This is a genomic window from Bacteroides hominis (genome assembly GCF_033042785.2).
Classification (GTDB): Bacteria; Bacteroidota; Bacteroidia; order Bacteroidales; family Bacteroidaceae; genus Bacteroides; species Bacteroides hominis.
This window is the reverse complement of record NZ_CP178829.1, coordinates 2055213-2070811: the sequence shown is the minus strand read 5'-3', so window position 1 is coordinate 2070811 and position 15599 is coordinate 2055213. Positions and strand designations below refer to the sequence as shown.

Genomic DNA, 15599 nt, shown 5'->3' with positions numbered 1-15599 from the left:
AGAAAATTATCCATTTCTATCAAGAGAATGGATTAAATATTTGCGGTAACGGTGCTCTAAGAGTATTGCAGGGGAAAGAATACACAGGAATGTAACACAGATGTTAACGAATCGTATAGTGCATGTATCACCCCCGTAACCTGAATCCCGCAACTTTGCACCGACAGAAAAACGTAGATAAAAAGACATGAAACAACGAATCGGGAGACTTCTCTCCACCCTTCTTCTCACTACATTTTCCTTGGGAATCACAGCAGGTGTCATCAAGGGAACCATCATTGACAAACAAACCAAAGAACCGCTCACGGGAGCTACCGTACAGGTTACAGGTTCCGCCACCGGTGCCGTAGCCGATTTAAACGGTAATTACACCCTTACACTGAACAACGGCACTTATACCCTCGAAGTGAAATACATAGGATATAAAACGTTCCGGATGAATGAAGTGAAGATAAAAACCGATGCGACACTGAACTTCGAACTGGAAGTGGATGCACAAACGCTGGATGCCGTCACCGTAGTGGCCCGCAAGAACCTGGAAGGTGAAAAGGCTTTGTTGCAGGAAAGACAAAAAGCAACGCTTGCCATCGAGAACATGGGAGCCAAGGAGATGACTCTCAAAGGTATATCGAACGTACAGGATGGGGTTAAAAAAATAACGGGAATCTCCATTGCCAGTGCCGGACAACTGATTGTGCGCGGACTGGGAGACCGGTACAGCACCACCACCCTGAACGGGCTGCCCATAGCTTCGCCCAATCCGGACAACAAGCTGATCCCGCTCGACCTCTTTCCGGCCTCTACCGTAAAGAACATTACGGTCAGCAAAGTATATGCCGCCGGATCTTTCGCCGACTATTCGGGTGCACATATCGACATCAGCACCAAGGAGAATACCGGAAGTGACTTTTTCTCCATCGGCTTCAACGTAGGCGGACGCTTCAACACCATCGGAAAAGATTTCTATTACAGCGACCGGAAGGGGGGACTCTTCAGTACAGGCAACCTAAAGAACAAAGACCGGATTCTGGCTATGGGTAAAAGCGAGTTCCGCGATTATGCCCGCAACAATGATCCGTTCGGTACAAACTTCGCCATCAGCAAGCACCGTTCGTTACCCGAGTTCGGCGGTAACCTCGGAGGAGGCAAGAGATGGACTCTGCCCAACGGCAACCGCCTGAGCCTGCTCGCCTCGGTAGGTATCAGCAACGAAAACCAGATTCTGAAAGATGCCTACGTCACTACCATGACGGCACAAGGCACGCATCTCGATAAGTTTAATTACGACAGCTATTCCAGCGCATTGAAAATAGCGGGACTGGGCAGCATCGGATACTCGTTCCGGCAGGCCGACCACATCAACTTTACCCTGTTTTATGCCCGCAATGCCATCAACGACTACATGGCACGCGAAGGGATCGATGCAGAAAAGAACAACATTACGTCGAGCAACAGCGTATTTCATGCGTATTCACTGCTGAACAACCAGTTGATGGGACACCATGAGCTGACCTCTCAGTGGGATGTAAACTGGAGTGCTTCCTACGGGCTGACCAACAGCGATGAACCGGACCGCCGGCAGGTTGTCTTCTTCCGCAATGAAGGAAGCGACAAGCTGAACCTCTTTAAACTGAACCAGACCACCAACCGCTATTTCGGAGAATTGCAGGAAAAGGAGATTGTAGGTGACCTGCGCACTTCGTACAAATGGGGTGACGCGAACCTCATTCGTGTGGGAGGGACTTACAAAAGCAAAAAACGCGACTTTGAAAGCGTGAACTTCTATTATGACATCAATGCCCTGAATGCCGATGTCACCAACATATACGATACCAACGGATACCTGAATCAGGAAAACATAGCCAACGGAACGATAAAAGCCAATATCGACGCACAACCCCGTTACAACTATTACGCCGGCATGGATGTATGGGCAGGGTTTGCCGAAATAGAATATTATCCGGTTGAATCTCTGCTGGTCAACGTGGGGCTGCGCTACGAGCAAGCCAAGCAATGGGTACGCTACTGGACAGACGGAGGGCAGGAGAAGAAGACGAACCTGGACAAAGGTGATTTCTTCCCGGCACTGAACCTGAAGTACACCATCGACGAAACCAACAGCCTGCGCCTCTCCGTATCACGCACCGTCACCCGGCCTTCGTTCATCGAAATGGCCCCGTTCCTCTACCAGGAGTCCTACGGAAGTGCCTACATCCGTGGTAACAACGAGCTGAAGAATGCTTATAACTACAACATAGACCTGCGCTACGATTTCTTCCCGAAACGTAACAATGGCGACATGTTCTCCGTTACCGGTTACTTCAAGAAACTGAAGTCGCCCATTGAGCAGACCCAGGAGTCTTCGGGCGGAACAGTGATCCGTTCTTTCCGCAACGCCGAAGACGGAATAGCCACGGGAGTGGAAATCGAGTTCCGCAAAGAACTGTTCAAGAATCTCCGTATCGGTGCCAACGGCTCATATATGTATACAAACGTCATCCTTCCTGAAGGCGGGGTATATACCGACTCGGAACGCGCTCTGCAGGGAGCCTCCCCGTTCCTGATCAATGCCGATATCAGCTACACTCCCCAATTAAGGGGAGAAAGCGACCTGACACTGGCACTGGTTTATAATGTGCAAGGGCCACGCATCGAGACAGTAGGTATCTACGGAACAGGCAATATCAAGCAACAGACCCTGCACACGATGGACTTCATAGCAAGCTATGCCATCAACAAGCATCTAAACCTGCGCTTACAGATGAAAGATTTGCTGAACAGTACCATCCGTTTCAAGCAGGAACTACCGGCAACGGGACAAAAGGTGGAAGTAGAATCATTCCGTCCGGGAACAAATGCGGAGATAGGAGTCTCGTACAGATTCTAAGGCTCGCCACAGGGAGAGACAGAATCACACAGAGTATTTATATTAATAATCAAACAGATAGTATAAACCATAAACAGTATGAAGATGAAAATGAATTATCTAAAACTCAACTCTTGGGCCGTAGCAGCCCTGATGGGAATGTGTTCGCTTGCAGCTTGTAGTGACGACAACAACGGCGAAGGTGGCGGAAACGGCGAAGGCGAAGAAGTGGTAGCCAACAACGGAACACTGAAAGGAAGCGTAGACGGATCAAAAACCGTGATCCTGACCAAAGGCTACAACTTCTCCCTCGACGGAGAATATATCATCAAAGCCGGTTCTACCCTGAAGATCGGTGAAGGTGTGACAATCAGCGCCAAGAGCGACGATGCCACCATCGACTACATCCTCGTGGAACAAGGGGCCAAGATCGAAGCGGTAGGTACTGCCTCTGCTCCGATTATCATGACCTCCGACACCAAAGAACCCGGAGCATGGGGCGGTATCCATATTTGCGGTAAAGCCCCGATCAATATCGGATCGACCGGTAAATCGGAAGTAGGAGACGCTACTTACGGTGGTTCCGATCCGGCAGACAACTCAGGTATCCTGAAGTACATCCGCCTGGAATACGCAGGTTATAAGTTCACCACAGAAAAAGAGTGTAACGGTTTCACCTTCTACGGTGTAGGAAACGGCACTACCCTCGAATATCTGGAAGCATACAAAGGTACGGATGACGGTTTCGAATGGTTCGGAGGTACGGTCAATGCCAAGTATCTGGTATCGGTAAGTAACAGTGACGATTCTTTCGACTGGACAGAAGGATGGAGCGGAAAAGGTCAATTCTTTGTCGCCTACCAGGAAGATCCCGCCACTTTGGGATATACATGTGACTGCCTGATCGAAGCCGACAACTATGACAAGAACATGGATGCCACTCCGATTTCATGCCCCACACTGGCTAACCTGACACTGATCGGGGCCAACAATGACGAAGGTAAAAGAGGCATCCGCCTGCGTGCCGGAACTCAGGCCAAAATCTACAATGCTCTGGTTACAGGCAAAGCCAATAACCTGACTACCGAAACAGAACAAACCGAGAAGTACTTGGTGAATGGTCCTTCGGTATTGAACTACATCGCTATCGCGGGAGATATCAAAGCCAGCGGTGACGGCGGTTACTCTTCTGCCCTGTTCACAGCCGCAGAGAATCACAATGCCATCAACCAGACTTTCAGCTTCAGCAACACCTTCATCGGAATCCAAGAAGGAGGAGCCGACCTCTCGGCAGACAGCTTCTTTGAGAAAGCGGCTTATAAAGGCGCAGTGAAAGCAGACAACGAATGGACCAAAGGTTGGACAAAGTTATAAATCACATATACACTCACAGAATGAAGAGGTAGTGTCGAAACTCTTTTCACCACAGAGTAACACAGAGCATCACAGAGTTTTTCAGTAATAATCAACAATTTAAAATTGTCTCTGTGTTACTCTGTGTCCTCTGTGGTGGATTTTGACACATTTACCTGTTTTTCAAACTATGAACAGATACAGACTAAGGATTATCGCACTGACAGCACTGGTTTGCCTGACCGGCAGTAGCTGTACGGACGACGAGAACGGCGGACAGGGTAACAACATTGTTTACGGTGAAAACATCATCGGAAACGGAGAACAGACCTTTGAGATAAAAGATCATCAATACCTGAAACGAGGCACTTACCTGATGAAAGGTTGGTGTTACGTCACATACGGCTCCACACTGACCATTGAGGCAGGCACCGTCATCAAGGGCGACAAAGAGACCCGTGCCGCCCTGATCATAGAACCGGGCGGAAAGCTGATAGCCCAAGGAACAGTGGATGCACCGATTGTATTCACTTCCGAAATGCCTGCCGGAAAGCGGAAACCGGGCGACTGGGGAGGGCTGATTCTTTGTGGCTATGCCCGGAACAACGAAAACATCATGCAGATAGAAGGAGGTCCGCGCACCACGCACGGCGGTCCGAACAACGCAGATAATTCGGGCATCCTGAGTTACGTCCGCATAGAGTTTGCGGGGTATCCGTTCAAGAAGAACCAGGAGATTAACGGAATCACTTTCGGCTCGGTAGGAAACGGTACGCAGATAGACCATCTGCAAGTATCCTATGCCAATGACGATGCTTTCGAATGGTTCGGCGGAACGGTCAATGCGGAATATCTGGTGGCCTATCATTGCTGGGACGACGACTTCGATACAGACAATGGTTACAGTGGTACGTGCAAGCATCTCTTGGGTATCCGCCATCCGCGAATAGCCGACATCACAGGTTCTCATGCCTTCGAATGCAGCAACAACGGTACAAACAGCCCGGCCACTCCCACCACAGCCGCCACCTTTGAAGATGTCACGATCTATGGTCCTGCCTCGGGAGACGCTTCATTCGTAAACCGTCCCGACTTCATCAATGGCGGCGGACTGCGACCGGAGAATGAAAGTATGTTGGGATTGTTCGGTTCGGCACTGTATCTGGGGACCAATACGTCAGTAACCTTCCGGAACTGCCGGATCAACGGATATCCGTCGGACATAGAAGGGACACCTGCCGTAATGGAAAATGTAGTGTTCAGTGAAAAGGAAGAAATCAGCTATCCGGAGTGGACAAAAGGATGGTGTAACTTTAATCCGCAGGAAACGGAGTATTGAATTCACCGGAATGAGGTGAATCAAAACCCTTTTCACCTCTGTGTTACTCTGTGTCCTCTGTGGTGAATCTCGGCACACTTCCTGCGGTTTTGACATTCTGTCAAAATGATACTTCAATCCTCTCAGATTGCTTTCTTTCGGCCCGTCATAAAGCCGCAGGACTAAAATCGCCTTCTATGGCGATCGCTGTTTTTACTTTTATCACCCGAACAGCCGATGGACGAACAAGATAACACCGTTTCTGCAAAAAGCAGGACCCATAGACGGGAATTGCCCCAAAGATCCGTTTCTTTGTCATTTCCACTTCGTTCGTTCCGGAGTAGCAACCAGGAGAATTCCACTCTCTTTTGGAGCTCCGATCGGAAACAATAAGAGTAATCCGGAAAAACATTAGGAGATATTTCAAAAAGAAGTAAGCATTTGCCCCGAAAGAAGTAAGCATTTTCGGCAAATGCTTACTTCTTTTTCCGGAAAGCCCGGCTCTATTCTCTCAACACCCCGGCTTTCGGAGCCTTCAAGCCCGGCTTTCCAGCTTCCAAAGCCCCTTTGAGGAAGGCTTCTTCTTCCGGATCTATCAAAAAAAAGAAATGCGCTGTTTGGCAAACAGCGCATTTCATATCTTTTAGAAAGCGAAATAGAATAAATTCTATCAAAACGATTGATAACTGGAGTTATCGTTTCCGGCTACTGCCATACATTCCATCTCGATCAGCCAGGTAGGGCGGCACACGGCAGCGGCAACGAACTGTATGGGTATTTGCGGAAAGCGTTCGGCAAACATAGCCCGGACAACCGGATAATCGGAAGCGTCACGAAGATAGACTATTATTTGCGCCACATCGGCAAAACCTGCCTTACCTTCTTCAAGCAACTTCTCCACATTCTCCCACATCCGCCGGGTCTGTTCCCGGACATCGCCTACATGAACCACTTCACCGCGATGATCGATACTCGCCGTACCGCTGATAAAGAGATGACAACGGTCACCATACTCTACGGAAGTCCCCCGTTCGAAAGTCACTCCATACAAGGCTGTCGGGCTGAGGTGAGACAGCGCATGCAGGTAAGTCACCTGTCCCGGCTGCAATCCTTTCACCGCATAGGCATCGAGCAGCACATGTATCTTCGGATCGGCATGCCGCCCCTCTATGCCGGTACTGGCTATATAATGGGTCGATTCGGTCAGTCCCTGCCCGACAAAGTTTTCACGGCGCGCCTTGACAATGCCCGCATAATTCACATCCACGTTCTGCACAAAGATCCAGGTACGGATGCAATCGGAAGCCAGCGTACAGCCTTTTCCGGTCAAATCGGCTTCGTAAGATTTTAACAAGGTTTTCATCTGCTGCTCCGAATTACCGCAAGGCACACCCGCACCGGCTGTCCAGTAATGCTTATAAGCGGCGTTCCGTTCGGAGGTCAGATAGACCCACAAAGCAATCTTACTTCCATCCAACGGAGGCTGTTGCACAACCGAGACAGCATACGATGGCTCTTCCTGCAAAACAGCTTGCAAAACCTCCCACTGATTGGCGGCATCACTCAGAAAGTAACGGCAAAACGCCGGCACCATTCCCCTGAGTTTTATCTTCCTGCCCAATGTCTTATGATATGCTTTGCAAATAGCCGTCAGCTGCTCTTCATAATTCCCCGCTTCCGGATCGACATGAAACATCAGATGCGCCTCCTTCGTTTCTCCCTCACCCCCAAAAAGGGAATATTCAACAGTAGTCTTTAAATACTCTATTCTATGTTTTCTGTATTCCATACTCTTACTCATCTTTTATTTCACTTTAACTCGCTCCTTCGACATCAGCCCTTTGGCTATCTCCCGCTTGTCCCATTGCACCGGAGCGGATACAAACTCAGGAACATTATACGAATAGATCAATTGGTCATAGAATGTATACGGATCTTGCTGCGGCAAAAGGAAAGGCTTGCCGATGCGTCCCTGATCATCTACGGAAGCAAGATAGAGCCGGGTATACAGTCCGCCATCCCTCCGGCTGCTGAACACAAACCAATGTGAATTGCTGCTCCAGTTGTGATAACTTTCCGTGTCGTCACTGTTCACCTCCTCCAGGTTGCGGAAGGTCCCGCTTCTCAGATCCAAAAGCCAAAGATCGGCCTCCTTATGCCAGATGGAGAAGTTTCCATAATCCGAAAGCGTAAACATCAGATACTTTCCGTCGAATGAAGGTTTGGGAAAAGAAATGCTTTTATCCAGTGTACGGGCGGAGATTAATGTATCGATCCGTTCGCCAAATGTTCCGTCTTCCGGATGGAAAGCAATACTGCACAAGCTGTATTTCACCTCTTTATACCGGGCAGGCATCTCTTTCTGCTTCGCCGAACAGAAATAAAGTGTCCGTCCGTCGGGCGAGAAGGCGGGAAATGTTTCGAATGCGGCGGTACTCAGCAGAGGAGTAGTCAGTATCCGATGTGATTGCGGATGGTAAACTACCACATCCGAAGCCTGGTCAAAAACCTCGATAGGCTTCTTCCCTCCCAGATGGAAAGTCTGGTTGGTCCGGTTCACCGAATAAGCGATGTATTCGCCCGAAGGATGCCAATAAGGATAAACACAGGCAGAAAGCTGTCCGTCAGCTTTTGTATCGAGGAACTCGCTCTCTCCACCGATGGTCATCACCGTAGCTCCGTGTCCGCCTCTGACATGCAGGCTGGACGGATCGGGGTTCGTCTGATTGAAAGCATGGCAATTGACGCAGGCGGCCGTCACCTGAGTATTCTCAAACAAAGGAGTCTGGCGAAACGTAGAAAGTTCGCGCTCATAAATACCCATCTTGCTGTATATTTCGTATCCCGGTGCAAGCAGGCGGTACACCAATCCGTAATCAATGGGAAACGGGCTGATATAGAACGGGAAAGACCGATACGCTTTCCATTCTCCGTTTTGACGGATACATACTTTCACTTCAAGGCTGTCCCCTTTATTGTTCTCCAGCAACTCGCTCCATTTTCCGGCAGGGATCTCCACAGATTCTCCGCTTGTCCGGATGGGATCTCCTTTCTTTCCGGAAATCACGACATCTACCGCCTCCGCCCTATCGGCAGTCACACGGAAGTTGAGCGGTGCAATGGTAGCGGGAATCGTTACCCCCGCATAGTCGGGCCATATCGGAGGAAGTGCATCTACCGGAACGGGCGATACCACCTTTTGCCGGCAGGAAACCACCGTTAATGATAACAGCAGGATACCTAAACACTGTTTTATCTTATTCATAATCTTTTATCTAAAATGTACATAGAACCAGTAAGTATCTCCAAACCGGGGTGCCAACGCCTCCTCAGACCGTGTAGAAGTGTAAATGCGCGCATACTCCCGCAACCGCTCTCCTGTCTCCCGGTTAATCTTCCAGGGGATTTCCTCTCCCGGCGTATGCTTCTGCATACTCCAGCCAAACAGCAGTGCCTCCTGATAACTCTTCGGTATCGAGCGGTAGCCCAGTTTCTCTCCCAAAGGATAATAGTGAACGAATCGTCCCATGTCTTTCTTCAGCAGGGTAATGCCCATCAGATATTCATAGGCCATCCGGTTCTCCGGATTTGCCTGCAACAACAATGACAACGTCATCTCCGGTTCTGCCGGATTGAAAAACAGGTCGGTTTGCGGGGTGAGTTTTCTCAGGCGTCCGTACTCGGGATGTGCATCGATCCGCGCCTCATCGTCCAGACAAGCCAGCATCTCCGTGGCCCAGTCTTTATAAAAAAGGGTATGTTGCAGGATACGCAGATATTTGCCTGCCACTTCATATCTTCCGTTTATCAGATTTGTTTCGGCAAGCCGCTTAAAACAGCGGACACTCTTCTGATAATCGGGGATGGCCTCCATCGCTTCAAAGACAAGTTGTTGGGCTGTGTTCACCATTCCCAGGTAATAATAGGGTTCGGCAGCTACCAAAGGAATTGTAAAGTCATTGACAAACGACATGAACAGCCCCTCTTTTCCACGCTGGCGATAGTGAAACATGCGGTCGGCCAATTGCCCCTTCATCCCTAAGGCAAGGTTGAGGCAGGAAACCGCCATGGGAGTATCGGGCAATTTCTTCCCGGCCAGGGCAATGATACCGTCCCAATCCTGCATACGTACGTGATAGTCGTAGGCCATTACTGCCTCTTTATTCATCGCGATGCTGCGCTTGCCAAGGAGATTCATGGCCAACAGCATCAACAGGAACTGCCCCGTAAGGGCCACAACGTAACGTCCCCGGGTAATCTTTCCGGGCAGGCGGGCTACTAACGGTGGAACCAACACGAGAGCTATCCAGGCAACCACTTGTGCTTTCGGAAAGAATAAAGGGAAACGATAACTCCCGATTCCCCACAACAAGCGGTCCATCGGATAAGGAAACAACCACCGGGAGGCCCAGATTGTGACTCCGGCAACAAGAATCGCTCCGCCTGCCGGAAGCCATAAGGAAGAGTGCTTCGTGCCGAAGCGCCAAAACTCAACCATCAAAGCCAGCGGGATGAACAACCAGGCACAACCTCCCGCCAACATATAGAGTACCGGAATGCCTGCCCAAAGGGAGATACGGCGTACGACAGGATTGGAAATACAGGTATATCCCGCAACTGCCCCCAACACCATGCAAGCGGAAAGGACTCCCGAAAGAAGATAGTTCTCGTCACAAAGAAGAATAAAGAAACACAAAGAGGGCAGCAGGGTAAGCGGATACCACAAAGAGCACTCTCCCATACGTCCGGCAATAAATGCAACCAAACGTTGCATGCCCCACAATACACCTGCTAAGACAGCGGCTCCCGCCCACGAATAATAATAAAACTGAGTGAGGAAATTACCTAAATAATCCGCCACTCCACCGGGATGGGATACCCGTTCGACAAAATACCCGGACGTGAAAAGAAACATCTGGAACTGTTCCTGATAGTGCAGATGATAAGGATAATATACTCCAAAGAAGATAAAGACACCTGCTCCCAACAGGATGGAGAGAAGCAGGTTCACTCTCTTGACGTGTTTGTTTTTCATATTCGCTAAATTGTGCCCAAAAGTACAAAAAGTTTGGAAAACAATCTAACGAAAGGGGAAACAATGCGTTTATCCGCCCAACAGCTCAATGCACATACGCCCGTTATGATAAGGGCATTTCCAGAATCCGGCTTTGTCATCATCCCGGTTGACAGTGCCGTCGGCCCGAAGGCTCCAGAACCATTCACCGTGGACATCGTCAATCAGATGTTGCCTGATGAATCGCCAACAGACCACGGAACGCTGTAAAGCTTCGCAATCACCGAAATAGCGGAACAGGTTATAGTATCCGGCTACGGTTTCGGCTTGTACCCACCAATGACGGTCGCCATCCACATGTCCCGTAGCGAGGTTCTTTTCATACACCATTCCTCCGTCGGGAGTGAAACCTTCGGATGCGGCCGCAGCGATCTTCTTCACAACAGGTTCCACTTCGGCAAGGAGTTCGGCGTCTCCCAGTACGCGGGCAGCTTCGTGCAACAGCCAGGAGGCTTCAATATCATGCCCGTACGAAATAACGGCATATTTACTTTGCCAGTCATCATCAAAAAAGAGTCGCAGATGGAATGTATCGTTGTCCAATATCTTCTGCATAAAAAGTTCTATCAGGTTACGCAACTGCCGTTTCAGCCCCTCGTCTTTCCAAACCCGGTATAAGTTGGTATAAGGCTCAAGGATGTGCAGATGGGTATTCATCGTCTTGCGTTCATTGGCATCTTTCTCGCTAAGGCGCATATCGGCTATCTCGTTCCACTCCCGGGTAAGCGCTTCACAGTAACCGTTCTTTATTCGGTCGAAGCTATGGGACTCTATGTCATAGAACAAACGGACGGCATACTCCAATGCTTCCGGATCTCCGGTGGCCCGGTGATATTCGCTCAGACCATAAATGGCAAAACCGATGGCGTAAATCTGTTTTTTGGTATCCAATGGCTCACCCCTGTAATCAAGAGACCAATAAACTCCTCCGAACTCCGGATCATAAAAACGGTCGATAAGGTAACGTTCGGCCCGGGTTGCCATCTCTTTGTATTCTTCTTTGCCCAACAGGCGGTAAGCGGCAGAGTAGGTCCACAGAATACGTGCATGCAGAATGGCTCCTTTCTCTGCCTGAGGCATCCGTTCTTCCTGTCCGGTGATACGTCCGTAAAATCCACCGTTTTCTTGATCCACCATCCGTTCCATCCAGTAGGGAAGGATGTGGGTGGTGAGTTCTTCCAGCATTTCCTGTTTAAGAATCTTGTCCATAGTATTTTGAATCATGATTGAGCAGTTTGTCTTTTCTTCTCCAATTCCGAGGTCACCTCTTTCATTCTCTTCTCCGACAGTGGGTACATGCTGATAAAGATAACAGACAGTACCGTCCCGACGGCCGGCAACCAACTGAGAAACATCTTAATTCCGTGAATGGCTTCTACACTCTGCACCTCGTTGGCACGAAATCCGAAGTAAGCCAGTAGCCAACCGGTCAATGCACTTCCTATGGCCCATCCGAACTTCTGGCTCATGGACGAAGAGGAAAAGATCAGCCCCGTAGCCCGGTTGCCTGTCTTCAGTTCGGAATAGTCGGCACAATCGGCGTACATCGACCAGAGCAAAGGGAAGATACTTCCGGCACAAATGCTGATGAGTACCTGGAAGACAAAGATCAGAGCGATATCTCCTTTTCCGAACCAGTAAAAAATGACGGAAAGTATGGTAGCCAGGCTCATGGCTCCCATATATGTATTCTTTTTGCCAATGCGGTTGCTGACCGGTGCGGCAAGAATCACCCCCACGATATTGGCAGCCTGCCCCACTGCCAGGTAAAGCCCACTCAACACAAAAGAGACCCCGAAGAGGGAGACTGTTGAATAATCCTCTTCTACCACAAAGTACTTAAAATAATAAACCGTAGCTCCGTCACGGATGGAGTTGAAGACCAGGGCCGCCACTCCGGCACCCAGCAAGATCCACCACGGGCGGTTGTGAAGCAGATCCCTCAAGTCATCTTTCAGAGAGCCCTGCACTTCCCGGATCGGTTTCACCCGTTCACGCGTCAACGCAAAACAGAGATAGAACAGAACCGCACACATCACAGCGATCACCACTACACTCAACATCCAGCCACGCTGTTCATCCTCCGCACCTCCAAACAGATTTACCATCGGCATGAACAGCAACAAAGCGATGAAACTGCCGATATAGGCAAAAGTCATGCGATAGGTGGACAACGTGTTCCGCTCTTTCGGATCGGGACTCATCACTCCCAGCAGAGAAGCATAAGGCACATTGATAGCCGAATATACCATCATCATCAAAGAATAGGTGATGTAGGCATAGACAAGTTTTCCCGTATCGCTCAGCTGCGGAGTGGTGAAGGTAAAGATACCTATCAGCGCAAAGGGGACAGCAAGATACAGCAGGTAAGGACGAAACTTGCCCCAGCGGGTCTGGGTACGGTCGGCAATCACTCCCACAATAGGGTCGAAAGCCGAATCCCACACCCGGGTAATCAGAAACATGGTTCCTACCACAGCGGCCGGCAGCCCGAACACATCGGTGTAAAAAATCATCAGATAAGAACCGAACAGTTTCCAGAACATGGATGAAGCCATATCGCCCAATCCGTAGCCGATCTTCTCTTTCAGTGTAATCATGGTGGTCATTCTATTCTTGGTTTTCTTATTTCATCAGTTTCAGGTTCCGCTCAATCAGGTTTTTGAGTACCTCCACCGAAGCCGAGGAACAAAAACCGTCCTGAGGGGTATGCAGGCAATAGTCCACCAACCGTTCGACAGTCGAGGTGGCCACGTGCATCCGGGTATCCGACGAGGCATAGTAGATAAACACTTTCCCGTCATCATCGGCTATCCAGCCATTCGAAAAGAGTACATTCGATACATCACCGACGCGCTCTTCTCCTACCGGAGCCATAAAGTAGCCGCCCGGAGAGGCTATCAGCCGGGTAGGATCTTCCAACGAAGTCATATACATATACAGCACATACCTCAGTCCGGCGGCACAATTGCGTACCCCATGAGCCAGGTGAAGCCATCCCTGAGGGGTCTTGATGGGATGCGGCCCTTCACCGTTCTTCACCTCTTTGATGGTGTGGTAATAGCGTTTGTCGATAATCTTCTCTTCACTCACCTCTGCATGAGTCATGTCGTCAATCAGTGCCCACCCGATACCTCCTCCGCTACCTGTATCTATGAATCCGTCTTGCGGACGGGTATAGAGTGCATACTTTCCATCCACAAACTCGGGATGAAGCACCACATTGCGTTGCTGGCTCTTTGTTTTCAGATCCGGCAAACGTTCCCAATTTTTCAGGTCTCTGGTGCGAGCGATACCGGCCGTGGCAGTAGCCGACGACAAGTCACCGGCAGGAGCATCATCATCATGCCGCTCGGCACAGAAGATGCCGTAAATCCAACCGTCTTCGTGGGCGGTGAGACGCATATCGTATACATTGGTTGCCGGAATCACATCTTCGGGCAAAGTCACCGGATATTCCCAGAAACGGAAATTATCAATGCCATTCGGGCTTTCGGCAACAGCAAAGAATGATTTGCGGTCGACTCCCTCTACCCTCACCAGCATCAGATATTTCCCCTCCCACTTAATGGCCCCGGCATTCAGCGTTGCATTCACGCCGATACGCTCCATCAGGAAAGGGTTGGTCTCCTCATTCAGGTCGTATCGCCAAAAGACAGGCGTATGCGCAGCGGTCAGCACAGGATAACGGTAACGCGTTATCACTCCGTTTCCTTCTTCTATCGGTTCGTTCCTGCGTGTTAACAGTGCTTCATGCCCGGAGAGCAATTTAGCAACTTTATCATTAAACAGACTCATAATGGACAGTGTTTTTATCGTTATTTATTTGATTTTCTATTTATAAAGGTCTTTCACGTCCGAGACAAACAAAGTTTTCGGCTCACGGTAGAACTTCACAAAGTCATCGGCAGACACCTGCCCGGGATAAGGAGCATAATAGTGATTCACCCGTTCACGTGCATTGCGCCATACCAGCACATAACTGATAGGGTACTTGCTGATTACCGGATAGAGTGTCTGTGTCCACCAGGTAGAATCGGGAATAGCTTCGAAACCGGTTTCGGTGATGGCGATAGGCTTATTGTGCGACTGCCCCACTTCTGTCAGGATGGCAAGTGACTTATCCAGTTGCTCCATATACTGCGTCCGGTCGAACTGGTAGGTGTCAAAGCCCACCAGGTCGATGATGTCATCTCCCGGATAACGTTCCAGATAAGCTACCGAATCCTTTGGTTCCGATCCCGGGGAATAAGCATAAAGCAAGTTCTTTACTCCTTTGGCATGCATACGTTCATACGTCATCCGCCAGAGGGCTTTGTATTGTTCAGCCGTACAAAGGTTTTGTCCCCACCAGAACCAGCTTCCGGTATGTTCGTGCCAGGGACGGAAAAGAACCGGTATCTTTGTCCCGTCTTCTGTTTCCAGAGTATTCATAAAGGCCGCAACGGCATCGAGCCAACCCACGAACTTGGTGTGATGTGTTCCACCGGGAAGTATGGAGGCAACGACCGTCGTGTCACTCACATCCCATGCGTCTTTGCCGGTCGACGGATTGTCGAGGTGCCAGCTGAAAGAAACCATTCCTCCACGCTTGTACTGGTTAATCGTTTCCTGCCGTATTTTACGGAACTGCACATGATCCAGACTTTTCTCACCTTCCAATTCTATATGCCCCAGATCGAACGACATAACCGCAGGATAGTCACCGCACACACTTTTCACGTCACTGCGCCCTTCGTCACCTTCCCAGCCCACACCGTAAAGCGGATCGTCATGGTGACCGAACATGAATCCTTGTCCGGGAATCTGCCGGAGATTATTCAATAAGTTCACCGTTTCCGCTGTACGCAGGGTATCAGCAACTGTTTCCGACCCCGTTTTCTTTCCCGAAGGAGAACAGGCACCCAATCCTGCCATCAGCAGTGCACCTGTAGCCAATATCTTTATTCTCTTAATCATAAATCGTTTATTTAGCAATGAATACTTCA

11 protein-coding genes are annotated in these 15599 nt (G+C 49.7%); 3 read left to right on the top strand and 8 right to left on the bottom strand.

Features of this window, described 5'->3' with window-relative positions; translation table 11 throughout:
- Positions 1 to 187 precede the first annotated feature (187 nt).
- The 3 genes from R3O62_RS08730 (at position 188) to R3O62_RS08720 (ending at position 5558) form a co-directional block, all read left to right on the top strand.
- The gene (locus tag R3O62_RS08730) at positions 188 to 2887 is read left to right on the top strand and encodes a TonB-dependent receptor (protein ID WP_317472968.1); all 2700 of its coding nucleotides are present in this window, start codon (positions 188 to 190) and stop codon (positions 2885 to 2887) included.
- A gap of 78 nt (positions 2888 to 2965) precedes the next feature.
- Positions 2966 to 4240 carry a hypothetical protein gene (locus R3O62_RS08725; RefSeq protein WP_005818445.1) on the top strand — a complete coding sequence of 425 codons (1275 nt, stop codon included), beginning with the start codon at positions 2966 to 2968 and terminating at the stop codon, positions 4238 to 4240.
- Positions 4241 to 4409: 169 nt separating this feature from the next.
- Positions 4410 to 5558, top strand: coding sequence for a hypothetical protein (locus R3O62_RS08720; protein WP_005818443.1), 1149 nt, complete (start codon positions 4410 to 4412; stop codon positions 5556 to 5558).
- A gap of 482 nt (positions 5559 to 6040) precedes the next feature.
- On the opposite strand, the gene R3O62_RS08715 is transcribed toward R3O62_RS08720, so the two are convergent.
- The 8 genes from R3O62_RS08715 to R3O62_RS08680 form a co-directional block, all read right to left on the bottom strand.
- Positions 6041 to 6175 (bottom strand): hypothetical protein, encoded by a 135-nt coding sequence (locus R3O62_RS08715; protein ID WP_005775568.1) that lies wholly within the window; start codon positions 6173 to 6175, stop codon positions 6041 to 6043.
- Between the two features lie 32 nt (positions 6176 to 6207).
- Positions 6208 to 7338: a Rid family hydrolase gene (locus R3O62_RS08710; protein ID WP_269111813.1), complete on the bottom strand. Its 1131-nt coding sequence runs from the start codon at positions 7336 to 7338 to the stop codon at positions 6208 to 6210.
- A gap of 3 nt (positions 7339 to 7341) precedes the next feature.
- On the bottom strand, positions 7342 to 8802 hold the full coding sequence (locus tag R3O62_RS08705; protein WP_269111814.1) for a TolB family protein: 1461 nt from the start codon (positions 8800 to 8802) through the stop codon (positions 7342 to 7344).
- 6 nt (positions 8803 to 8808) lie between these two features.
- Entirely contained in the window at positions 8809 to 10572 is a 1764-nt protein-coding gene (locus R3O62_RS08700; RefSeq protein WP_317472969.1) for a DUF6057 family protein, read from the bottom strand.
- Between the two features lie 69 nt (positions 10573 to 10641).
- Positions 10642 to 11820, bottom strand: a complete 1179-nt coding sequence (locus tag R3O62_RS08695) for an AGE family epimerase/isomerase (RefSeq protein ID WP_032540861.1) — start codon at positions 11818 to 11820, stop codon at positions 10642 to 10644.
- A gap of 11 nt (positions 11821 to 11831) precedes the next feature.
- On the bottom strand, positions 11832 to 13211 hold the full coding sequence (locus R3O62_RS08690; RefSeq protein ID WP_032531190.1) for an MFS transporter: 1380 nt from the start codon (positions 13209 to 13211) through the stop codon (positions 11832 to 11834).
- Between the two features lie 25 nt (positions 13212 to 13236).
- Positions 13237 to 14409 carry a 4-O-beta-D-mannosyl-D-glucose phosphorylase gene (locus tag R3O62_RS08685; RefSeq protein ID WP_005810271.1) on the bottom strand — a complete coding sequence of 391 codons (1173 nt, stop codon included), beginning with the start codon at positions 14407 to 14409 and terminating at the stop codon, positions 13237 to 13239.
- Between the two features lie 36 nt (positions 14410 to 14445).
- Positions 14446 to 15570 carry a glycoside hydrolase family 26 protein gene (locus R3O62_RS08680; RefSeq protein WP_044300141.1) on the bottom strand — a complete coding sequence of 375 codons (1125 nt, stop codon included), beginning with the start codon at positions 15568 to 15570 and terminating at the stop codon, positions 14446 to 14448.
- Between the last annotated feature and the right edge of the window lie 29 nt (positions 15571 to 15599).